At 42.6% G+C, this 22,284-nt stretch carries 18 protein-coding genes; 7 read left to right on the top strand and 11 right to left on the bottom strand.

Annotated features, from left to right (window positions below; all coding sequences use genetic code 11):
• Positions 1-325: DUF2569 family protein (locus tag C6H66_RS05595; protein WP_105395037.1), on the top strand; the 325-nt coding region annotated here is incomplete at its 5' end.
• 516 nt (positions 326-841) lie between these two features.
• Here C6H66_RS05595 and C6H66_RS05590 read toward each other — a convergent pair.
• The 3 genes from C6H66_RS05590 to mfd form a co-directional block, all read right to left on the bottom strand.
• Positions 842-1,687 carry a TauD/TfdA dioxygenase family protein gene (locus C6H66_RS05590; RefSeq protein ID WP_105395036.1) on the bottom strand — a complete coding sequence of 282 codons (846 nt, stop codon included), beginning with the start codon at positions 1,685-1,687 and terminating at the stop codon, positions 842-844.
• A gap of 65 nt (positions 1,688-1,752) precedes the next feature.
• Complete coding sequence (gene pvcA, locus C6H66_RS05585) at positions 1,753-2,730, bottom strand: L-tyrosine isonitrile synthase (RefSeq protein WP_105395035.1); 978 nt, start codon at positions 2,728-2,730, stop codon at positions 1,753-1,755.
• Positions 2,731-3,451: 721 nt separating this feature from the next.
• Complete coding sequence (gene mfd, locus C6H66_RS05580) at positions 3,452-6,898, bottom strand: transcription-repair coupling factor (protein WP_105395034.1); 3,447 nt, start codon at positions 6,896-6,898, stop codon at positions 3,452-3,454.
• Positions 6,899-7,095: 197 nt separating this feature from the next.
• Between mfd and lolC the strand changes: the two genes are divergently transcribed.
• From lolC to pepT, 5 genes are all read left to right on the top strand, one after another.
• Positions 7,096-8,298: a lipoprotein-releasing ABC transporter permease subunit LolC gene (gene lolC / locus C6H66_RS05575; RefSeq protein ID WP_105395033.1), complete on the top strand. Its 1,203-nt coding sequence runs from the start codon at positions 7,096-7,098 to the stop codon at positions 8,296-8,298.
• On the top strand, positions 8,291-8,995 hold the full coding sequence (lolD, locus tag C6H66_RS05570) for a lipoprotein-releasing ABC transporter ATP-binding protein LolD (RefSeq protein ID WP_036781490.1): 705 nt from the start codon (positions 8,291-8,293) through the stop codon (positions 8,993-8,995). The genes lolC and lolD overlap by 8 nt, the downstream gene beginning before the upstream one ends.
• Positions 8,995-10,242, top strand: a complete 1,248-nt coding sequence (gene lolE / locus C6H66_RS05565; RefSeq protein ID WP_105395032.1) for a lipoprotein-releasing ABC transporter permease subunit LolE — start codon at positions 8,995-8,997, stop codon at positions 10,240-10,242. Before lolD ends, lolE begins: the two co-directional genes overlap by 1 nt.
• Positions 10,243-10,333: 91 nt before the next feature.
• On the top strand, positions 10,334-11,185 hold the full coding sequence (gene cobB / locus C6H66_RS05560) for a Sir2 family NAD+-dependent deacetylase (RefSeq protein WP_105395031.1): 852 nt from the start codon (positions 10,334-10,336) through the stop codon (positions 11,183-11,185).
• Positions 11,186-11,240: 55 nt separating this feature from the next.
• A complete protein-coding gene (pepT, locus tag C6H66_RS05555) occupies positions 11,241-12,506 on the top strand; it encodes a peptidase T (protein WP_105395030.1) in 1,266 nt (421 codons plus the stop codon).
• A 240-nt stretch (positions 12,507-12,746) separates the two neighbouring features.
• On the opposite strand, the gene C6H66_RS05550 is transcribed toward pepT, so the two are convergent.
• The 8 genes from C6H66_RS05550 to rluE all read right to left on the bottom strand — a co-directional run bounded on the left by C6H66_RS05550 (position 12,747) and on the right by rluE (position 20,628).
• Positions 12,747-13,868: a ribosomal protein uL16 3-hydroxylase gene (locus tag C6H66_RS05550; protein ID WP_046395885.1), complete on the bottom strand. Its 1,122-nt coding sequence runs from the start codon at positions 13,866-13,868 to the stop codon at positions 12,747-12,749.
• Between the two features lie 83 nt (positions 13,869-13,951).
• Positions 13,952-15,415, bottom strand: coding sequence for a two-component system sensor histidine kinase PhoQ (gene phoQ, locus C6H66_RS05545; RefSeq protein WP_105395040.1), 1,464 nt, complete (start codon positions 15,413-15,415; stop codon positions 13,952-13,954).
• A gap of 19 nt (positions 15,416-15,434) precedes the next feature.
• A complete protein-coding gene (gene phoP / locus C6H66_RS05540) occupies positions 15,435-16,103 on the bottom strand; it encodes a two-component system response regulator PhoP (protein WP_036781478.1) in 669 nt (222 codons plus the stop codon).
• A gap of 242 nt (positions 16,104-16,345) precedes the next feature.
• Entirely contained in the window at positions 16,346-17,716 is a 1,371-nt protein-coding gene (gene purB, locus C6H66_RS05535) for an adenylosuccinate lyase (protein ID WP_105395029.1), read from the bottom strand.
• Positions 17,717-17,739: 23 nt separating this feature from the next.
• Positions 17,740-18,366, bottom strand: coding sequence for a high frequency lysogenization protein HflD (gene hflD / locus C6H66_RS05530; RefSeq protein WP_105395028.1), 627 nt, complete (start codon positions 18,364-18,366; stop codon positions 17,740-17,742).
• Between the two features lie 2 nt (positions 18,367-18,368).
• On the bottom strand, positions 18,369-19,472 hold the full coding sequence (mnmA, locus tag C6H66_RS05525) for a tRNA 2-thiouridine(34) synthase MnmA (RefSeq protein WP_105395027.1): 1,104 nt from the start codon (positions 19,470-19,472) through the stop codon (positions 18,369-18,371).
• Between the two features lie 84 nt (positions 19,473-19,556).
• Positions 19,557-20,006: an NUDIX domain-containing protein gene (locus tag C6H66_RS05520; RefSeq protein WP_105395026.1), complete on the bottom strand. Its 450-nt coding sequence runs from the start codon at positions 20,004-20,006 to the stop codon at positions 19,557-19,559.
• Positions 19,999-20,628 (bottom strand): 23S rRNA pseudouridine(2457) synthase RluE, encoded by a 630-nt coding sequence (gene rluE / locus C6H66_RS05515; RefSeq protein ID WP_036806471.1) that lies wholly within the window; start codon positions 20,626-20,628, stop codon positions 19,999-20,001. Before rluE ends, C6H66_RS05520 begins: the two co-directional genes overlap by 8 nt.
• Before the next feature lie 138 nt (positions 20,629-20,766).
• Between rluE and icd the strand changes: the two genes are divergently transcribed.
• Positions 20,767-22,020, top strand: coding sequence for an NADP-dependent isocitrate dehydrogenase (gene icd / locus C6H66_RS05510; protein ID WP_105395025.1), 1,254 nt, complete (start codon positions 20,767-20,769; stop codon positions 22,018-22,020).
• Positions 22,021-22,284 lie beyond the last annotated feature (264 nt).

Genomic DNA, 22,284 nt, shown 5'->3' with positions numbered 1-22,284 from the left:
CTTAAACTCTAGTTATGATTCTCTGGGTGAATTACGTATCCTTATAGGATTTGAGTTTTTCTGTTTTACAATTATTTTTGGAATTGCACTTTATACATCTATTCTCTTCTTTAGAAAAAAGAAGAAAACACCTTTGTTTTACATTATCCTGTTAGTTTTTACCTCATTATTTGTCATCACCGATTTAGCGTTGGCTCATTATGGATATGAAATAAAACTGGATTATAATCATCTTTTCTTGCTTTTTAGAACTGTGTTTTATGCATGTGTATGGGTGCCTTACTTTATTATATCTATTCGAGTTAAAAGGACATTTATTAAATAATGGTTAAAATTAAACTATTTTATAAACAATATTCAGTGGGAGTAGGTGAATTTTTTATAATTAATATTTGTTTGAAAAATATGACAGCCAAAACTACCTCGGCCTTGTGAATTGCTCCCCAAAATCAGACAATTCAAATCACGCTTTCATTAAGGTCCGAGTCCTGTATTTTACTGGACTCAGACCATTTAATTTATACTTGATGCGTAAGCGTGCGGCGAAAAAGGGTAACAGTGTTATGGTCAAGAGAATTTATATTTCAGCTATTAATAACGACTATAATGGAAAAATGATTTTGGTTGATAATTATTTTTTTACAATCAAAATAAACGTGTAAATGTTATACTGAGATTATCAAGGCTGGCGAAGGAGATAATTCAAAAGATTTTAATTTTGCTCAAGAAAACGGTGGGTTCGACTAATAAATGCAATTTTTCATAAAGATAGATCATTTGACTCCCAATAAATTACAGTGGGAATCAAATAATCTTTCTAGTTCTTCATCGTATAAGAATACTATGATCTTAACGCTTGATTATTAAATATTGGATCAGATTGAATATGGATTCTCTGTAAATGTCTTTCTGATTTGGAGGTAAATCCTTCACGTCCATGTAGCAGAGAGAAGTTATCCACAATCACCAGATCGCCTTTTTTCCATGTATGAGCATATAAATGGCGTTTATCATAGAGTGTTTTGATGAAATCTTGCTGAAATTCCGCTACTTGATCAGGGCTGATATTATGGTATTCAATAGCATGTTTATTCAGGAATTTTTCTCCATCTATCGCGGGTTCATTATATCTGATAACGTATCCGTTTCCGTCAGGATGTTCTTCCAGTAGAGGAGAATGAACCTCTCCACCATAATGAGTGACCTTATTAATGCGATAAGTAATAGATATATTTTTCCATTGTTCTAGTTGCTGTTGAGTAGCATTAGTAACAACACGACGAGTATTGACAAAGGTTGTTCTGCCCCCTTGGTCACTTTCAGGTGCGTGGACACAATGGAACATAATAAATTCGGGAATGGTCGGTTTATACATGCCATCCCAGTGTAATGGCATATAGCTGTTATCAAAAACGTGATCGGTAGCATCTTGATGTTCACGAACATCTAAAATAGCACCAAACGGCCACATCATTATTTCTCCCCAATTATGGGCATATTCTTCATATTTTTTGTGGTCAGATAAGTCAGATTTGAAACCACGTAATATAAGCAGATTGTGTTTTCTAGTCAGTTCTTTCAGTTGTTCCACTGATAATGTATCAATATGTTGATCGGAATATTGAGGAGTAATTTTTAAACCAAATGGGGTTATCTCTTCTGTCTGGAAGTTATTTAATTCTGTCATAGTTATTTTCCTTTAATTATAATTTCTCTTTAAATCACCATGTTACGTTAAATTACCATCTTACGTTAAATTACATAGTGACTGGGTTTTCCATGAATATTAACTAGCTTTCCACCCATCATCTGGACTTCTTTGTGTTTCATAAGTATGAATTGTCCATTTACATTGGCTGCGACACCGTGCCAAGGGGTTAACCAATCATCCCGGGTTGGCATCATATGAATACCAAGTTTAATACTACTTGCTGGCTGAGGATGAATAGATAAACGTATGGCTTTTGGAAAATGAGTATCTAATAAACTTCCCCATGCCCAACTTCGTTGAATAACACCGACGGCCCTTTGTTTGGCATCTTTTTGTAAAGCATTGTTTGAGCCAGTATAGCCGGGTAATAAGCTGTCTTCATATAAGAAACGAGTGACTGCACGATATAATTGTAATCCGTCACTATTTTGCAATAGTTCTTCTTTGATAGATTCTTCTGTGCGGGCATAATGTTTAATTAACATCTGTCTCTGCAAGTTGAAATCATCACTATGTTCGCAGAGTTCCTTATCGTCATTAAGGTTAAATGTACTTAAATTGATAGCACCCATTTCATGAAGTAATTGTTTAATATCTTCATGATATTGGCTGATAACTGTATCACTGACGTGAATGAGATCACCGAAAACGTGTCCATCAGAGCAAATAATAATGCGGGCGCCAGGCGGATAATAAAGCTGAATACGCTGGCAAAGAGAATTAAGAAAAATCAAAGACAAGCGCTCTGCCATATCAGGGGAGGTGCCAAGTACTTTATTTCTGTTTGGTGACTTGGTTGGGAATGCCGGTAAGATGAATTCGATAGGCTTTTTCTTCTTGATAAAATATTCAATTCTAGGTAATTGTACAGTTTTAACAATCTCTCTTTCTTGATCTGTATTTTTCTCTGAGTCAGTAAGGTGTCTGCGATATTGTAATAATTCACATAAAATCTGCATGGAAATATCATTAACAGAAACATTTTCGGGAGTAATATTATCAATAGTGGCACTTTGCATAATTACGATTTCTCATACTTGTTGTAAATATATTTATTATTTTGTTTCTTTAAAATAGATAAATAGCGGTTTAATTAATTGGTATAGACGAAGTGTAAGATAACGCAATTAAAAGATAATATAATATTTAAGAATATCTAATAATCTATTTCATAATAAGCAATATGCTTGAATATAAATTATATAGTTAATCAATATATTTGATCGATTGTTACATTAAGGCAAAGTTTTACGTGGTTATTAAAATATTTAAAAACTGGTCCGATCACTTTTTATGAGATAAATAATTGAGTATGTAAATTGATAAGTAATTTGTTTTTCTTCTGTAATGTATTTATAGTGATTATATGTTGTGATTATTGTATAAGAAAAAAATATAATTATAACGGGGATGTGTCATTCAGACAGAAAATAAATTCTTGTATCAGATTAATAATATAGACTGTTATTATAATCATGTCGGGTTATTATTTTTCGGAAACTGAATTTGTCCTTAACCCAGTCGGGGAAATAATCCTTATTCCATATGGATATTACGATATGTTTGTTATCTTAGAATAAATATTAATGAATAAATCACAGCATAATTATTCAATAGTACAAATGAATATTGGTCTCGATTTTGGCGGGGTTACGTAGAAAAAAGTAGTTATGCAATGTGAATTAAATTGCAGTACTTCCCCATAGACTGACGATCAGTCATAGGGGAAGTGAAAATGACTTAAGGACAGATTTGATGATGTTCAAACGTATCAAGTAATTGCTGAATGAATTCCAGACGTGCCATTCTTTCGTTCAGAGCGGTGATGAATTTCAGTTTAGCGGGGCCATCCAACCGGTAGATTTCAGGTTGTTTCTGTAACAGGCCGATAAGATAAGTTGGATCGACTTTATGTTTCTCACTAAACTCGATGAATCCTCCTTTTTCATGGGCTTCTATTCGTTTAATACCTAACTTCTGAGCTGACAAGCGAATGGCTGCTGATTGTAATAAATGGCGCCCCGGATTAGGTAATGTGCCGAATCGGTCTATCAATTCAACCTTCAATTCTGCTAATTCTGATTCGTCCTTGGCGCTGGCGATACGTTTATAAAAAGACAAACGCATATTGACATCGGGAATATAATCATCGGGTAACAAAATAGGTATCCGCAATTCAACGTCAGTTTGGCTATTGGTCAAGTCTTCAAGTGAAGGTTTGCGGCCTGCTTTTAGTGCATCGACAGCGCTTTCCAACATCTCCATGTAGAGAGTGAAGCCGATGGTTGTCATCTGACCACTTTGTTCTTCGCCCAAGAGTTCGCCGGCTCCACGGATTTCAAGGTCGTGAGTTGCCAGTGCAAAGCCTGCGCCTAAATCTTCAAGGGAGGCGATGGCTTCCAGACGTTTGTGCGCATCGGTTGTCATTGCTTTCGGATGTGGTGTCAGTAGGTAAGCATAAGCCTGATGGTGGGAGCGTCCGACGCGTCCACGTAATTGATGCAATTGGGCCAGGCCGAAATGGTCAGCACGTTCGATAATGATGGTATTGGCGCTTGGAATATCGATGCCTGTCTCAATAATTGTGGTGCAAATCAGAACATTAAATCGTTGATGATGGAAATCAGTCATCACTCGTTCCAAATCCCGTTCACGCATTTGCCCATGACCAATTGCGAACCGTGCTTCTGGTACTAACTCTTCGAGACGCAGTTTCGCTTTCTCAATATTTTCAACATCGTTATAGAGATAGTAGACTTGGCCTCCGCGCAAAACTTCACGCAGTATGGCTTCTCGCACAACCAGACTGTCATACTCGCGCACGAAGGTTTTAACTGCCAGACGACGGGCGGGAGGAGTCGAAATAATTGAGAGGTCTCGCATACTACTCATTGCCATATTGAGCGTTCGGGGAATTGGGGTTGCGGTAAGGGTCAGAATATCGACGTCGGCACGCATGGCTTTGATCTGCTCTTTGTGGCGAACACCAAACCGATGTTCTTCATCGACGATTAACAAGCCAAGGTCTTTCCAACGCAGGTCGCTTTGTAGCAGTTTATGCGTACCAATAATAATATCGACTTTACCTTCGGCTGCCATTTCAACGACTTGCTGCTGTTCTTTGGCGCTGCGGAAGCGGGATATCATCTCAATACGTACAGGCCAATTAGCAAAGCGGTCGCGGAAATTATCAAAATGTTGTTGAGCCAGTAGTGTTGTCGGAACCAGGACCGCTACTTGTTTGTCATTATGGACTGCCAGAAATGCGGAGCGCATTGCAACTTCGGTTTTGCCAAATCCTACATCACCGCAAATTAAGCGATCCATCGCTACTGGTTGACACATATCATTCAGAACGGCGTTAATCGCTTGTTCTTGATCTGGGGTCGTTTCGAATGGAAAGCTCTGACAGAACAGTTGGTATTGTTCCCAATCATGTTTAAAAGCAAATCCGGGTTTTACGGCGCGGTGAGCATAAATATCAAGCAGTTCCGCGGCCACATCGCGCACTTTTTCGGCTGCTTTCTGGCGGGCTTTGTTCCATGCTTCTCCGCCCAATTTGTGTAATGGGGCATTTTCATCAGCACCACCTGCGTAGCGGCTGATTAGATGCAGGGAAGATACCGGAACGTAGAGTTTGTCGTCGCCGGCATAACTTAGAATCAGATATTCAGCTTTGATACCACCTGCTTCCAGAGTAGTTAACCCTTGATAGCGGCCAACGCCATGCTCCAAATGGACCACCGGCTGATTGGGGCGTAATTCTGCAAGGTTACGGATCAGGGTATCGGTATTAATCGTGCGGCGGGTATCTTGACGGCGGCGAACAATACGCTCACCGAGCATGTCACTTTCACAGATTAGAGCAAATTCATTCTTTGTATCGATAAAACCATGTTCAGCGGCACCAATCATCAAAAAGTGGCCGGGTGGTTGCGCCTGATTTAATCTATTGATTTTAATTGGTTTAATCTTTATTCGTGACAATAATTCCTGTAATGCTTCTTTTCGTCCTTCGCTTTCGACGGAGAAAATTACGCGGCCACTGAATTGTTCCAGGAAACGGCGAAGTTTATCCAGCGGCGCCTTATTTTGTGCAACAACGGAGAGATCGGGCAGTAATTGATAATCAAGGTTTACGTGGCTCGTTTTTTTACTCAATTCTTCCGCTTTAAGTTGAATGCGGGGCCAGTTTTTTAGCGCTGAAAATAATTTATCCGCCGGGAGCCAAAGTTCTTCTGGGAGGAGGAGAGGGCGCATTGGATCAATTTTACGGCTCTCGAAGCGCTGTTGAATATCTTGCCAGAAACGTTCAGCGGCATTATTGATTTCTTGGCTAAGAATCAGGGTGTTATCAGGCAGGTAATCAAACAATGCAGGCAGCGGTTGGCTGAAAAACAATGGTTGCCAGTATTCTATCCCTGCCGGTAGCGTACCTTTGCTGACTTGCTGATAAATATGCTCACTGTCACGACGGACTTCGAAACGTTCCCGCCATTGGCTGCGAAACAGTTCAATCGTCTCTTTATCTGTTGGGAATTCATGAGCAGGCAGTAGGTTGATTTGCTTAACCTCAGTTAGCGTGCGTTGGCTGTCAACATCGAAAATGCGTAAGCTATCGATTTCATCATCGAAAAAATCAATACGGTAAGGATGCTCGCTTCCCATTGGAAAGAGATCAAGTAGTGCGCCACGAGTAGCAAATTCGCCATGCTCAAGAACTTGTTCGACACTACGGTAGCCGGCCTGTTCTAATTCAGCACGAAGTTTGTCCCGCGAGAGTCTCTGACCTTTATGCATAACCAATGCATGTCCGTTAAGGTACTCATGCGGGCAAACCCGTTGCATTAAGGTATTTATCGGCAGGATTAAAACACCTTTGGTCATCGTCGGCAGACGGTAAAGTGTAGACAGGCGGTTGGAAATGATTTCCTGATGAGGAGAGAAGCTGTCATACGGCAGTGTTTCCCAATCGGAAAGAAGATCAACCGGGCAATCGGTAAACTGATGGATTTCATCATGCAGACGCAAGGCGTTTTGCATGTCTTTGGTTATCAGTACAACAGGCCCTTGATGGCGCTCGATAATTTCAGCACATTCTACAGCGCAAGCGGCGCCAATAAGTCGACCTAATTGACGGTTATCACCGCGGCGTTCAGGAAGTTCATAACGATATTTTGAGGACATAAGCGTAAATGTGTTCTTTATGATTCAGTCCATTCCAACGGGCTTTCGACGCATATATGGTCTTCGAGTAAACACGCAGGCTGGTTGAGAGAAAATAAAAAAACCACAGAATCTGGGTGTTGGTGGTTCCATAAAATATAACTACCCTTTATTATCCCCGAACACTTTGCTTTGGCAACAGGGGCGTAACAGATTTCATGTTTCAATCTGTCTCATTATTTATAGGTTTACGGTATATGCGTGGCCGGGCGGCTGACAAATTTGGTCGGTTTGTCTCATGGCTATCAGCAATTGGCATTACTCTCGGTGTTGCTGCATTAATTACAGTATTGTCTGTGATGAACGGTTTTGAGCGTTCATTGGAAACCAGCATTCTCGGTTTTATGCCACAGGCGGTTGTGACGTCGGTAAACGGTTCGCTAGACCCAAAAGCGCATCCTGCCAGTGAACTTGCGGATCTAAAGCAGGTTAACAGGATTACATCATTGGTGACGGGGGATGTGGTATTGCAAAGCGCCCGGAATGTCGGTGTCGGTGTGATGTTGGGCATCACTTCTGATGAATATGAGCCGCTGGCCGAATATTTGATCGGTGCTTATCGTCATCAACTTGCTCCCGGTAGCTACAATGTTATTTTGGGCGAAAGAGTGGCCGGGGAGCTTGGCGTAAAACGTGGTGATCGCATTCGCCTGATGGTGCCAGGTGCAAGTCAGTTGACGCCAATGGGACGTATTCCTAGTCAGCGTCTATTTACTGTTATTGGTACTTTTGCATCTAATAGCGAAGTCGATGGCACACAGATTCTGGTTAACCAGCAAGATGCGGCTCGTCTGATGCGCTATCCGCCAGGTCACATTACTGGCTGGCGTCTCTATCTCTCAGAACCATTGGCTGTAGATAGTTTGAGCTTACAAAACTTGCCTGAGGGATTGTTGTGGAAAGATTGGCGCGAACGTAAAGGTGAGTTTTTCCAAGCGGTCAGGATGGAAAAAAACATGATGGGCTTATTGTTAAGTCTGATTATTGCTGTGGCTGCGTTCAATATCATTACTTCGCTTGGTTTGCTGGTAATGGAAAAACAGGGTGAAGTGGCGATTTTGCAAACACAGGGGCTGGTACGGCGTCAGGTGATGGCGATTTTTATGATCCAGGGCGCGGGAGCCGGGGTCATCGGCACTTTACTGGGAACTGGGTTTGGTGTTCTGCTTTCCAGTCAGCTTAATAACTTAATGCCGCTTATTGGCTTGTTGACCTCAGGGGTTGAACTGCCTGTTGCCATTGAACCGCTACAGGTTGTTACAATCGCAATTTCAGCGATGGCGATTGCCCTATTATCTACGTTATATCCTTCCTGGCGTGCTGCTGCCGTCCAACCTGCTGAGGCTTTGCGTTATGAATAATCAACCACTATTGTTGTGTAATAATCTGTGTAAAAAATATCAGGAAGGACAAGTACTGACCGAGGTGCTGAAAAATGTCACTTTTGCTATCAATCAGAGTGAAATGATGGCGGTTGTGGGAAGTTCCGGTTCAGGTAAGAGTACGCTTCTACATTTGCTTGGTGGGTTGGATACGCCGACTTCTGGTGAAGTCCTGTTTAAAGGGCGCTCTTTGAATAAAATGTCTTCCAGTGCCAGGGCAGAACTGCGTAATCATGAATTGGGCTTTATTTATCAATTTCACCATTTGTTGCCAGATTTTAATGCGATAGAGAATGTCGCTATGCCGCTGTTGATCGGCGGTAAAAATCGTAATCAGGCGCAGAAGAAAGCATTAGAAATGCTAGCGGCCGTTGGTCTGGAGAAGCGAGCTCATCACCGTCCATCAGAATTATCTGGAGGTGAACGCCAGCGTGTGGCAATTGCCAGAGCGTTGGTGAATGAACCCTCTTTAGTTTTAGCGGATGAACCTACCGGTAACCTCGATTTACGTAATGCAGATAGCATTTTTGCATTACTGGGCGAGCTCAACCAGCAGCAAGGCACGGCATTTCTGGTCGTCACCCATGATTTGAATCTCGCCGGCAGATTAAATCGTCAGGTGGAAATGCGTGATGGTTATTTACAGGATAAATTGACCCTGGCGGGGGCGTTGTAATGGCGAATTTGCCTCTCTCTTTGGTCACTGCTTTGCGATTTAGTCGCGGGCGTCGCCGTGGCGGTATGGTATCTCTGATTTCTGTGATTTCTACGCTAGGGATTATGCTTGGTGTCGCTGTTCTGATTATTGGTCTGAGTGCCATGAATGGTTTTGAACGAGAATTGAGAAACCGCATCCTCTCTGTTGTTCCTCATGGTGAAATCTATACGGTTCATCAGCCTTTTGAACAGTGGCAACTTGCATTGGAACGGGTAAAAAACACAACCGGTGTGGTTGCTGCTTCACCTTATATTACTTTCACTGGCTTGATGGAAAAAGGCGCCAGCTTACATGCGGTTCAGGTGAGAGGCGTTGATTTAGCCTCTGAATCTCAGGTCAGCTCATTACCACAATTTGTACAAGATAATGCCTGGCAAAATTTTCAAGCCGGTCATCAACAGGTCATTCTGGGGCAGGGGGTTGCTAATGCCTTGAAGGTTAAACGGGGTGACTGGCTGACTGTTATGATCCCGAACAATGATCCTGAGATGAAATTGTTGCAACCGAAACGAATTCGTTTACAGGTTAGCGGGATTTTTCAATTGAGCGGCTTGCTTGATCATAGTCTGGCCCTGATTCCTTTGGCTGACGCGCAACAATATTTGGATTATGGACAGGGAATCACGGGCATTGCGCTCAAGGTCGATGATGTATTTGCCGCTGATCAGCGGGTAAAGTCTGCCGGGGAAGCATCACAAGAGTATGTCTATATCAGCAGTTGGATGAGAAATTATGGCTATATGTATCATGATATTCAGATGGTACGTAGCATTATGTATCTGGCGATGATTCTGGTGATTGGCGTAGCGTGTTTTAATATCGTTTCTACCTTGATTATGGCGGTAAAAGATAAAAGTAGTGATATTGCTATCCTGCGAACTCTTGGCGCTAAAGATAGGCAAATTAGAGCAGTTTTTCTCTGGTATGGGTTACTGACGGGTATGACGGGCAGTATTGCCGGTGTTGTAGCCGGTGTGTTGACATCACTGAATCTGACAGCGCTGATTCATGGGTTGGAAAAGTTGATCGGGCATCAATTTCTTTCCGGCGATGTTTACTTCATTGATTTCTTGCCATCTGAGTTACATGGCATGGATGTTCTGTATGTTCTGGCGACGGCTCTGATTCTGAGTTTATTGGCCAGTTGGTATCCGGCGCGACGAGCAAGTAGACTTGATCCGGCCCGAATTTTAAGTGGGAAATAATCAATCTGTTATTGGCACGAGCTAATCAAAACGTTATGGTGTAAAAAACAGAAACCTAAGCAGCATTTAAGAAATCTTAAAGGAAGTCAGTATGCGAGTTCGTCGTCGGCTTAGTCGGCTTGGCCGGCTTCGTAAGGTTAAGCGTGTGAGACAGCAGAGATTTCGTAGCCGGATTTTTTATAGGGATAATCGATTGGCGCTTAATATGAAAAAACCTTACATCGTGGTATTGACGGGGGCCGGTATTTCGGCCGAATCGGGTATTCGGACTTTCCGCTCTTCTGATGGGTTGTGGGAAGAGCATCGGGTGGAAGATGTTGCTACACCAGAGGGTTTTCAGAAAGATCCAGAATTGGTGCAGGCATTTTATAATGCTCGTCGTCATCAACTTCAGCAATCAGAAATAAAACCGAACGCAGCGCATTATGCTTTAGCCGCGCTGGAGCGTGAGCTTGGCGATAATTTTTTATTGATTACTCAGAATATCGATAATCTTCATGAACGGGCGGGTAGTTATCGCACGGTGCATATGCATGGTGAATTGCTTAAAATTCGTTGTTGCCAATCTGGGCAAGTGTTTGAGTGGGCAGGCGATTTGACGACAGATGAACGCTGCCATTGTTGTCAGTTCCCCTCGCCATTGCGTCCACATGTTGTTTGGTTTGGTGAAATGCCTTTGGAGATGGAACAGATCTATTCCGCACTGGCCCAGGCAGATATTTTTATTGCTATCGGCACCTCTGGTCATGTTTATCCTGCGGCTGGGTTTGTACATGAAGCTAAACTGGCAGGGGCGCACACGGTAGAGTTGAACTTAGAACCGAGTCAGGTGGAAAGTTTATTTGATGAAAAGCACTATGGACCGGCTAGTAAGATAGTAGATGAGTATGCCAGAAGGTTAATTGATAGTATTAAAGAATTTAAAGCTGATTTGACGCAATAATTATTGTGTTTCTCTTCCTCATAATAGGTAACAAAATCCCTGGGGGAAGAGAATAATGGACAGATTACTAGAGCGTTTTTTTAAATACATATCTTTTGATACTCAGTCAAAGCCGTCAGCGAAGACTATTCCCAGTAGTCATGGACAGCTCGAACTTGCTAGCGCGCTAAAACAGGAGCTGATCGAATTAGGTTTTTCCAATGTGGCACAGGATGCTCATGGTTGTGTGATGGCAACATTACCTGCCAATACCTCTTGGCCTGTGCCTGCTATCGGTTTTATTGCTCATCTTGATACTTCACCTGATTTCTCTGGGAAAAATGTTAGTCCACAAATGCTGGAAAATTATCGAGGCGGCGAGATTGCTCTGGGAGCGGGTAATGAAGTGTTATCGCCGGTTATGTTTCCTATCTTGCATAACATGTTAGGGAAAACATTGATTACCACCGATGGTAAAACGCTGCTTGGCGCTGATGATAAGGCGGGTATTGCGGAAATCATTACTGCAATGGTTCGTCTGAAAAATAGCAATATCTTACATGGTGATATTCGGATTGCGTTTACACCTGATGAGGAGATAGGTAAGGGAGCAAGCTATTTTGATATTAATTCATTTGATGCTGAATGGGCATACACCGTAGATGGTGGCGGTGTAGGTGAACTGGCATTTGAGAATTTTAATGCGGCAGTAGTGACCGTTAAGATTGTTGGCAATAATATCGACTCTGGTAATGCTAAAAATATCATGATCAATGCATTATCGCTGGCGATTCATATCCATCAGGCATTGCCATCGGAAGAAACACCGGAGCATACCGATGGATATGAAGGCTTTTATCATTTGCAGCGTATTAAAGGCACGGTTGAGCGTGCTGAAATGCACTATATCATTCGTGATTTTGATCGGAATAACTTCGAAGAGCGTAAAAAGAAGATGATTAAAATTGCTGAAAAAGCCGGTGAAGGGTTGCATTCTGGTTGTTATATCGAACTGACTATCGATGACAATTATTACAATATGCATGATGAAGTTATCAAATATCCGCATGTTATTGAGATTGCCAAACAAGCAATGCTGGATTGTAATATTGAACCCGTTATTAAACCTATTCGTGGTGGTACTCATGGTGCGCAATTGTCATTCCGTGGTCTACCCTGCCCGAATATATTCATGGGAGGGTATAATTATCATGGTAAACATGAATTTGTTTCGTTGGAAGGGATGGAACAGGCTGTCAATGTTGTCATGCGTATTGCTGAATTAACCGCATTGTTGTCTAAAAAATCGGAAATAAGTCCGTCGTTGTGCAGCATTAACTAAGTCGATAATTTGCTGTGTTGTTTTTCGATATATGAGATAAATTAATAGGTCTTGCTTTCTGCTTGTGAGTGATAGCAATACCATGATTTATCTGTATTTTCCTTTAATATACAAATTCAAAAATCGCCTTTGAATCAGAGCCTCTGATTCAAAGGCAGTGAGTTAATCACTAACTTGGGTGTTAAACAGAATTAATGATCTTTGATAACTCCCTTGAAATTAACCTCTTGAGGTGAGGTATCAATCATTAAAGTACCAGTAACCACTATTAACCAATGCAGTGAGCAACCTGATAAAACGAACATCATCTATCGCTTCACCAAGCATTTCGGCATTAATTTCATAATAGTGGCAAAGAACATCAGCCGCTTTAATATGAGGCGTATCTATCAATTCACCGTTAACAAAGCACTGATCACCAATCCTTATAACCCGCAACCCGTTAAGTCGGTGGAGATTTTCACCTTGTTTCATTAATTCATAAATTTCATCACTTTCATAAGGTGGCTCTGGTGGAGCAATATCAAGTTCATGCCGTGACTGAGAAATGAATTCACCAAACCATTGCTGGAAAGTGTCAGGTTGTGCCAATAACTCGTTCATCATGGCATGTAGCTTTGATAATTCATGCGGCTGGACCAGTGCTGGATTTTCACGGAAAGTCAGATCAGGATCGTTATAACGATAGCTGCCTAAATCATTAGCCAGCACATAATCGGCGAAGCTACTGAAAAGCTCACGGGAATTGGGGGCGCGGAAACCAACTGAATAATTTAGTGACTCTTCGATGGCATAACCTTCATGCGGAAATCCAGGTGGGATATAGAGAATATCGCCTGGCTCCATCTCTTCGTCAATAATGGCATTAAAGGGATCAACCTGTAATAGATCGGGGTGAGGGCAGCGCTGTTCCATTGGTAGCTTTTCCCCGATGCGCCAGCGACGGCGACCCATTCCTTGAATGATAAACACATCGTATTGGTCTAGATGCGGACCAACACCACCTCCGGGAACAGAGAAGGAGACCATCAGATCGTCTATCCGCCAGTCAGATAATACGCGGAATGGTTGCATTAATGCGGCGGAAGGATGGTGCCAGTGATTAACCGCTTGTACCAGCAGTGACCACTCTTTTTCACCTAAATGATCGTAACTTTCAAATGGACCATGAGAGACATCCCAACGGCCATTTTTCTGGCTGACCAGGCGGCAGTCAACTTCATTTTCCATAGCCAGACCCGCGAGTTCATCGGGAGTAAGGGGATCAATGAATTGACGGAAGCCTTGTTTGATCAGTAAAGGCCGTTTTTGCCAATGATTATGCAAAAATGCCTGCCAGTCCAGGTTCAACTGATAGTCCATAGTGACATCCTGAGTGTGAAGTGAATTTCAGGGTATTATAACCAATAGTTAAATCCAGTATCAGACTGTACTGGCATATTTAACTAATCGTCATCATTAATTTGCTGGCATCGGAATATAACGCAAATTCTGGCGCCACCAAGCGGGCTGTCACTGATACTGATATCACCTTTATATTGTTCGATAATTTCAGAAGCAATTGACAATCCTAGCCCTTGACCGGGCTTTAAAGTATCAACACGTTGGCCTCGCTGGAAAATCATTGCCCGTTTTTCAGGCGGCACCCCTGGACCATCGTCATCGACAATAATCATTACCGAATCGTGATCGATCGCCACAGAGATCTCAACAAATTTAAGGCAATATTTACAGGCGTTTTCCAACACATTACCCATGACTTCCATAAAGTCGTTTTTCTCACCAAGCCAGGTGATCTCCGGTGAGACATCTAACGTGAGGCTGACGCCTTTACGTTGATAGACTTTTGTTAAAGCGCTGCACAGGCTATCCAGTAAAGCAGGAACAGAAGAAACTTTCCGCATAATGGCGCTGTGTTCACTGCGCATACTGGCTCGATGTAGATAATAGCCTATCTGCTGAGAAATACGGCCAATTTGCTCTAGCATGATAGGTTCTGCCTGTTGAATAGTCATTTGTTTGCTGTCGCGTAAAGAACGGAGAGTTGATTGTAAAACAGCCAGTGGCGTTTTCAAGCTGTGTGTCAGATCGGCGAGCGTTGTCCGGTATTTTGTATAGCGGTTGCGTTCATTATTGAGCAACACATTAAGATTACGAACTAACCCCCGCAGCTCTGTCGGTGGATTTTCATCCAGTTTTTCCCGTTCACCTTTTTCTAACGCACTGATCTGATGAATAAGCGATTTAATTGGCCGTAAACTCCAGTGTGCTGCCAGCCAGATTAATGGGATAACCAGAATAAGGTTGGCAATCAATACATAACCGAACCACTCCCACACCAGAACCGTTTTTTGTAAATCCTGTGGAATGGTATCGATGACTACAATAGTTAATGCTGGCAAATGAGCTGTCGCGCTATATCTGTTGACGGAAACGGAGTGGGTTAGTTCGTTATCTTCATTTTCGTCAAGTGCATCAAGTTTACCTAATTGCCCTTGTGTGTTAGCCGAGTTTTTTAGCAAATCGCGGCTGCTTTTTAGGTCAGTATCCAGTTCATATAAACCATCTTCTTTTAACCATTCACTGGGAATAGAGTTTTCGACTTTTGGGATATGGCGTTGACGCCAGAGGATGGTGCCTTTGTTGTTATAAATCAGAACCAGTGATGGGTTATTCAGTGTGAAATTAGGGGGTACTGAAATATCCAGCTTATTATTATTCCACTGAGCAAGGCTGAAAAATAGGTTACTCTGACTGCGTAGCAGTGTATAAGCAGTTTTATCAAAACTAACCAGATAACCGACAATGGCGACAATACCATAAGACATGGTAAGAGCAAGAATAACCGCCGCAGTTGCCATTAAAAACCGGGTACGGAGTGAGAAAGGCTGCTTTTTGTTCTTAAGCACTTTTTTACCTATGAACGTTTTATACATCAAAGCGATAGCCTTGGCCACGGACAGTTACGATAGCTTCATAGGGCCAGATATCCAATATTTTCTTCCTTAGCCGACCTATTAAGACATCGATGGAGTGGCCTTCGCGCAGTTCAGCATCGGGATATAATTGGCGCATTAATGACTCTTTAGTGACAACTTTGTCGCTATTACACATCAGTATTTCAATGATTCGGTATTCAAACGCCGTTAGTTTGACGCTCTCTCCGTAAACTGTTAACTCCTTGCGTGACAGATCAATTTTGAAAGGCGGGAATTCAATGATCTGAGAAACTAGCCCATTATTACGGCGTAAGAGTGCCTGCATACGAGCAATAATTTCTTCAAGATGAAAAGGCTTGGTAACATAGTCATCCGCTCCTGCATCAAGAACCGTGACTTTTTCTTGCCAGCTTTCGCGGGCGGTCAGAACAAGAATGGGGAGTTTTTCATCTTTTTGGCGCCAGCGACGGATCAAACTTAAACCATCTTCTCCGGGCAAACCAAGATCAACAATGGCAATATCGGGTTCGCTCTCGACCAGATAGTAATCGGCTTCTTTGGCATTTGCCGCGGCATCAACTAGATGACCGGTATCACGAAGCTGTACCGTTAAATGGTGACGCAGTAACATGTTGTCTTCAACGATCAATATCCGCATGGAATAATCCTTCTCAACTCCAGCAGGCAGTATTGTAATAATCAATTCATTCGGACTGTTATATAGACAAAACTGCCGGTAAAAAATTCAATGCAATGGTTCTGGCTGAACATGTTAGATACATGGATCTGTAACAGCAAGACGTTAAGTAGAAATAGAGAATATAACTTTAAAGTGTGTTTGGGATTGGTTTATATAAGGATAGCAACAGACGGGTGTTTTATCCGTCTGTTGAATATCAATTACTTCAATTCATCAACCAGTGTAATTGCACTGCCAATATAATTTGCCGGCGTCATGGCTTTCAGGCGAGTTTTCTCTTCTTCCGGTAAATCCAGTCCATCGATAAAGATTTTCATCCCCTCAGCATTGACGCGTTTACCGCGGGTAAGTTCTTTGAGTTTTTCATAAGGCTTTTCGATACCATAGCGACGCATCACTGTTTGGATAGGTTCAGCAAGCACTTCCCAGTTTTGATCTAGCTCATCCAGCAGATGCTGCTCATTGACTTCCAACTTATTTAAGCCTTTCATCGTAGATTGATAAGCGATCAGAGCATATCCCAAGCCAACACCAAGGTTACGTAATACAGTTGAATCAGTCAGATCGCGTTGCCAGCGGGAAATCGGTAACTTGCTTGCCAGATGACCAAATACTGCATTTGCCAGCCCCAGATTGCCTTCTGAGTTTTCAAAATCAATTGGATTGACTTTGTGTGGCATAGTGGAAGAACCGATTTCACCGGCAACCGTTTTCTGTTTGAAATGGTTAAGTGCGATGTAACCCCAAATGTCGCGGTCAAAATCGATAAGAATCGTATTGAAGCGAGCGATGACATCGAACAATTCAGCAATATAATCATGGGGTTCGATTTGAGTCGTGTATGGATTCCATTTGATGCCGAGTGAAGTCACAAAAGTTTCACTAAACTGATGCCAATCAACCTGTGGGTAAGCGGCTATATGGGCATTATAGTTACCCACGGCGCCATTAATTTTACCGAGTATTTCGACTTGTTCCAGTTGGCGATACTGGCGTTCCATCCGGTGAGCAACATTGGCAAACTCTTTACCAACGGTGGAAGGTGTGGCCGGTTGGCCGTGAGTGCGAGATAACAGTGGTAACTCTCGATATTCACTCGCCATTTTTTTGATGGTATCAATTATTTGACGCCATTGTGGTAAAAGTACTTCTTCACGAGCTGTTTGTAGCATCAGTGCATAAGCTAGATTGTTAATATCTTCAGAAGTACAGGCAAAGTGAATAAACTCAGAAACCTTGTGTAATGCAGGAACATGTGCAACTTTCTCTTTCAGAAAATATTCCACTGCTTTGACATCGTGGTTAGTGGTGCGTTCGATAATTTTAATGCGCATTGCATCCTGTTCATTGAAATTTGCGATAATTTCATTCAGGTAAGCGTTTGCGTCTGTATCAAAAGCGGGAACTTCTTTAATTTCAGCACATTCTGCCAGTTTTTGCAGCCAACGTACTTCAACTTGCACTCGGAATTTCAGTAAGCCAAACTCACTAAAAATGGTACGTAATGCGCTGACTTTATCGCCGTAACGGCCATCGATCGGAGAAACAGCAGTCAGTGAGGACAATTCCATTGGTAGCAACTCCCGGATTTTATTTAACAATGAGAAAGAATATCTTTCGCCTGTTGGATCAGGCGTTGACGAGAAAACATTAATTGCAAGCGACCGCCGCCAACTTGTTGCCATAAGACCGCACAACGGACGCCAGCCAGTAGAATAGCCCGAACTTTCGCTTGTACAAGTGGATTGCGCAGAACATCAGGGGAACCTGTCACTTGGATACGTGGACCTATTGGGCTGATAACATCGACATAAATACCGGCCAACGCGTTGAACATCCCTTCTGACATGGGTTCAAAATGTGCCTGCTGGCGCTCTAACAAATTGATACGATTACCCAGTGCATCGAAAGCTGCCTGATTTTTATTTAGTCGGCGCTCCAGTGCGATTAGACTCAAGATATAGCGGGTGAGATCGGCAGAAATACCATTGTTAGAGTTATTAAACATCCCTAGCAACGCGTTTAGCCCGGTGCGCAGATTGCGTTCATGATTGCCGAACACATCTAAAACAGATGTCGGATTAGTGTTCAGGATGCTATTAACCATAGTGGCAACAGCATCGGCGTCACACTGGTTTTCATGAGCAAGTTGCTGTACCAGACGACCTGACTGGCAAATTCCCGCCAATGCCAGTGTGATATTGTAATAATTCTTTGCCACAATTACTCCTGCAAACGTTGTTCAATCACGCCACCGCCAAGACAAACTTCACCCTGATAAAAGACGGCTGATTGGCCGGGGGTGACTGCGGCGATAGGGTTAGCAAAACGGACTTCAATTTTATCTTCGTTTATGGGGGTGACAGTGCAAGGAATATCCTGCTGACGATAACGTGTTTTGACGACGCAATGGATTTTTTCAGTTAATGTCTCTCTGTCAACCCAATGAAGTTGTTGAGCAATAAGGCCGGTAGACATTAAGCGAGGGTGTTCATGCCCCTGCGCCACGATTAGAATATTGTTCTGAACATCTTTATCTATGACATACCACGGCTCTTCGCTGCCTTCTTTCGTTCCACCGATGCCTAAACCTTTGCGTTGGCCCAACGTATGGTACATCAGCCCCTGATGTTCACCGACGGTTTCTCCATCTACAGTCATAATCGGGCCAGGTTTGGCAGGTAAATAACGGCCAAGGAAATCACGGAATTTACGCTCGCCAATAAAACAGATACCGGTGGAATCTTTTTTCTTTGCTGTCGCCAGACCGATTTCTTCGGCAATACGACGAACCTCCGGTTTTTCCAGTTCACCGACAGGAAATAGGCTTTGAGCAATTTGCTGGTGGCTCAGAGTGTATAAGAAGTAGCTTTGGTCTTTATTGTTATCCAGCCCGCGCAATAATTGGCTTTTACCGTTAATATCTTTGCGACGGACATAATGACCTGTTGCGATGTAATCCGCGCCTAAATCCTCAGCAGCGAACTCCAGAAATGCCTTAAACTTAATTTCTTTATTACATAGAATATCTGGGTTAGGCGTTCTGCCCGCTCGATATTCAGAAAGAAAATGCTCGAAAACATTGTCCCAATACTCGGCAGCAAAATTGACGGTATGAAGTTCGATGCCCAACTTATCGCAAACGGATTGGGCATCAGCTAGATCAGCCGCGGCTGAACAGTACTCTTCATCATCGTCCTCTTCCCAATTCTTCATGAACAAGCCAGCCACTTGATAACCTTGCTGTTGTAGCAAATAGGCGGAGACGGAGGAATCTACACCGCCGGACATGCCGACAATGACTTTTTTCTGGCTGTTATCTGACATGGGAATCTCACTGGAGAAAAAAACGAGCGTCGTACTTTAACACGTTGCAGACAGGGGTGCATCAAACGTATTACTGTTTTGTTATTAAATAAACGGAGAAACATAACTATCCAATAGGGTGAGAGGATATTTTGCGTTTTGCAGGTAGCAGCGGATACTTTCTGCGACGAGAGGAGAACGAAGACAATGGCTATTGAATATTTGTTCGGCTGTAACCCAATGGCAACAGTCAATATCACGGTCTTGTGGATTGGCTACGGTTTGTTGTTTCATTTCAACCAGAAACAGAAAACGGATAAAGGGTGTGCCGTCTGGCGCAACCCACTGATGAACTTTCAGTAGTGCTTGTGGTTTAGCCTGAATACCGGCCTCTTCCCATAATTCGCGTTCCGCCGCTTGTAATAATGTTTCATCAGCCTCAAGATGACCAGCGGGTTGATTCCATAATGCTTTGCCATTAATTGTCTCTTCGACGACCAGGAATTTATTTTGGGCATGGACAACACAGGCAACTGTGACGTGGGGACTAAACAAAATTGATCTCCTTCCATTCACCGGGTTTCATCTTGCCTAATTGCAAGTTTCCCATACTAAAACGAATTAGCCGAAGTGTGGGGAAACCGATATGTGCTGTCATTCTGCGCACTTGACGATTTCGGCCTTCATAAAGTGTTATTTTTAACCAGCTTACCGGAATATTTTTACGTTCACGAATCGGTGGCTGGCGACGCCAAAGCCATGATGGTTCATGAACTAACTCAGCGCCTGCGGGTAGGGTGGGACCATCTTTTAATATGATGCCATTGCGTAACTTATTGAGAGAAGCTTCATCTGGAATGCCTTCAACTTGCACATAATAAACTTTGGCTGTTTTTTTATTCGGTTGGGTTAGCTGTGCTTGAAGTTTGCCATCATTGGTCAGAATTAATAATCCTTCACTGTCGCGATCTAAACGCCCGGCAGCATACACATTAGGCAACAAGATAAAGTCTTTTAGTGTTGTTCTGCCCATTTCATCGGTGAATTGGGGTAAAACATCGTAAGGTTTGTTAAATATCAACACTCGACGAGGTTCTGTTGGTTTTTTGACAGAATGTGATATTTTTCTTTGGCTGAATCGGTTAAGTTTGTGTTTTTTAATGGAGAAATTTGTCATCATAGATCACTGCATAAAATGGAAGGGGTATTATACATTAGTCTGCTATCAATTGGCGTTCGCAGAATATTCAAGTAGTATTGACACGTCCCTTACAAAAAATTAACAAGGTATTACGCTTACTTGAAGGAGAGGTTAATGGAAAGCAAAGTAGTTATTCCGGCGGAAGGTAAAAAAATAACAGTCGACGCTAAAGGTAAACTGATTGTTCCGAATAACCCGGTCATCCCTTATATCGAAGGGGATGGGATTGGTGTCGATGTTACCCCTGCAATGTTGAAAGTGGTCGATGCAGCGGTTCAGAAAGCCTATCAGGGTGAGCGTAAAATTTCCTGGATGGAAATCTACACCGGTGAAAAATCTACTCATGTATACGGTAAAGATGTTTGGTTGCCGGATGAAACGTTGGATCTGATTCGTGAATATCGCGTAGCCATTAAAGGTCCTCTGACGACGCCGGTTGGTGGCGGCATTCGTTCTCTGAACGTAGCATTGCGTCAGCAATTAGATCTGTATGTTTGTCTCCGTCCTGTTCGTTACTATCAGGGAACGCCAAGTCCGGTCAAACAACCTGAATTGACCGACATGGTTATTTTCCGTGAAAACGCAGAAGATATTTACGCCGGTATTGAATGGAAAGCGGGGTCTGACGAAGCGGATAAAGTGATCAAATTCCTGCAAGAAGAGATGGGCGTAAATAAAATCCGTTTCCCACAACAATGTGGTATCGGTGTGAAACCCTGTTCTGAAGAGGGCACTAAACGCTTAGTCCGTGCTGCCATTGGATACGCAATTGATAATGACCGTGAATCTGTCACTCTGGTTCACAAAGGCAACATTATGAAGTTTACCGAAGGTGCTTTCAAAGACTGGGGTTATCAGCTTGCTCGTGAAGAGTTCGGCGGTGAACTGTTGGATGGCGGCCCTTGGGTAAAAATTAAGAATCCGAAAAACGGCAAAGAGATCATTGTCAAAGATGTCATCGCGGATGCGTTTTTACAACAGATTCTGTTGCGCCCTGCTGAATATGATGTTATCGCCTGTATGAACCTGAATGGTGACTATATTTCTGATGCACTGGCTGCTCAGGTTGGTGGTATTGGCATTGCTCCGGGAGCAAACATCGGTGATGAATGTGCCTTGTTTGAAGCGACTCATGGTACAGCACCTAAATATGCAGGTCAGGATAAGGTGAATCCAGGTTCTGTGATTCTTTCCGCTGAGATGATGTTGCGCCATATGGGTTGGACAGAAGCCGCAGATCTGATCGTTAAAGGCATGGAAGGCGCGATTGCCGCGAAGACCGTGACTTATGATTTCGAACGTCTGATGGAAGGCGCTAAACTGCTGAAATGTAGCGAATTTGGTGACGCGATTATTCAGCATATGTAATCCGTCATCATTGTGAAAACTTCACGGTAGCTAATGCTTCCGTGGGGTTTTCTGAATTTACAGGGATTTTTGCTGTAAAATTCTCAAAAATAGTGGAAATAAACGTGTTTTTTTTGCGTTATATTCTTCAATTTTATTTTTTTCAGATAGTTATCTGTCGTTTTTACCTTTTTATGCCCTATAGCCTTAATTGGAAAATCTCAATCACTTAAAAGGTATATATTGTTGTTTTATTAGGCATGAAATTTTGCAAGTCACATATGA

The organism is Photorhabdus hindustanensis, from assembly GCF_002968995.1.
Classification (GTDB): Bacteria; Pseudomonadota; Gammaproteobacteria; order Enterobacterales; family Enterobacteriaceae; genus Photorhabdus; species Photorhabdus akhurstii.
The sequence above is the reverse complement of the archived record's forward strand: the minus strand, read 5'-3'. Positions and strand labels throughout refer to the sequence as shown.

What these genes read in the sequence shown, in the direction of transcription:
- purB (WP_105395029.1), bottom strand. Translation starts at nt 17,716, where the DNA reads ATGGAATTGTCCTCACTGACTGCTGTTTCTCCGATCGATGGCCGTTAC.
- rluE (WP_036806471.1), bottom strand. Translation starts at nt 20,628, where the DNA reads ATGACAAATTTCTCCATTAAAAAACACAAACTTAACCGATTCAGCCAA.
- lolC (WP_105395033.1), top strand. Translation starts at nt 7,096, where the DNA reads ATGTTTCAATCTGTCTCATTATTTATAGGTTTACGGTATATGCGTGGC.
- pvcA (WP_105395035.1), bottom strand. Translation starts at nt 2,730, where the DNA reads ATGCAAAGTGCCACTATTGATAATATTACTCCCGAAAATGTTTCTGTT.
- icd (WP_105395025.1), top strand. Translation starts at nt 20,767, where the DNA reads ATGGAAAGCAAAGTAGTTATTCCGGCGGAAGGTAAAAAAATAACAGTC.
- pepT (WP_105395030.1), top strand. Translation starts at nt 11,241, where the DNA reads ATGGACAGATTACTAGAGCGTTTTTTTAAATACATATCTTTTGATACT.
- cobB (WP_105395031.1), top strand. Translation starts at nt 10,334, where the DNA reads ATGCGAGTTCGTCGTCGGCTTAGTCGGCTTGGCCGGCTTCGTAAGGTT.
- phoP (WP_036781478.1), bottom strand. Translation starts at nt 16,103, where the DNA reads ATGCGGATATTGATCGTTGAAGACAACATGTTACTGCGTCACCATTTA.
- mfd (WP_105395034.1), bottom strand. Translation starts at nt 6,898, where the DNA reads ATGTCCTCAAAATATCGTTATGAACTTCCTGAACGCCGCGGTGATAAC.
- C6H66_RS05590 (WP_105395036.1), bottom strand. Translation starts at nt 1,687, where the DNA reads ATGACAGAATTAAATAACTTCCAGACAGAAGAGATAACCCCATTTGGT.
- lolD (WP_036781490.1), top strand. Translation starts at nt 8,291, where the DNA reads ATGAATAATCAACCACTATTGTTGTGTAATAATCTGTGTAAAAAATAT.
- lolE (WP_105395032.1), top strand. Translation starts at nt 8,995, where the DNA reads ATGGCGAATTTGCCTCTCTCTTTGGTCACTGCTTTGCGATTTAGTCGC.
- mnmA (WP_105395027.1), bottom strand. Translation starts at nt 19,472, where the DNA reads ATGTCAGATAACAGCCAGAAAAAAGTCATTGTCGGCATGTCCGGCGGT.
- C6H66_RS05550 (WP_046395885.1), bottom strand. Translation starts at nt 13,868, where the DNA reads ATGGACTATCAGTTGAACCTGGACTGGCAGGCATTTTTGCATAATCAT.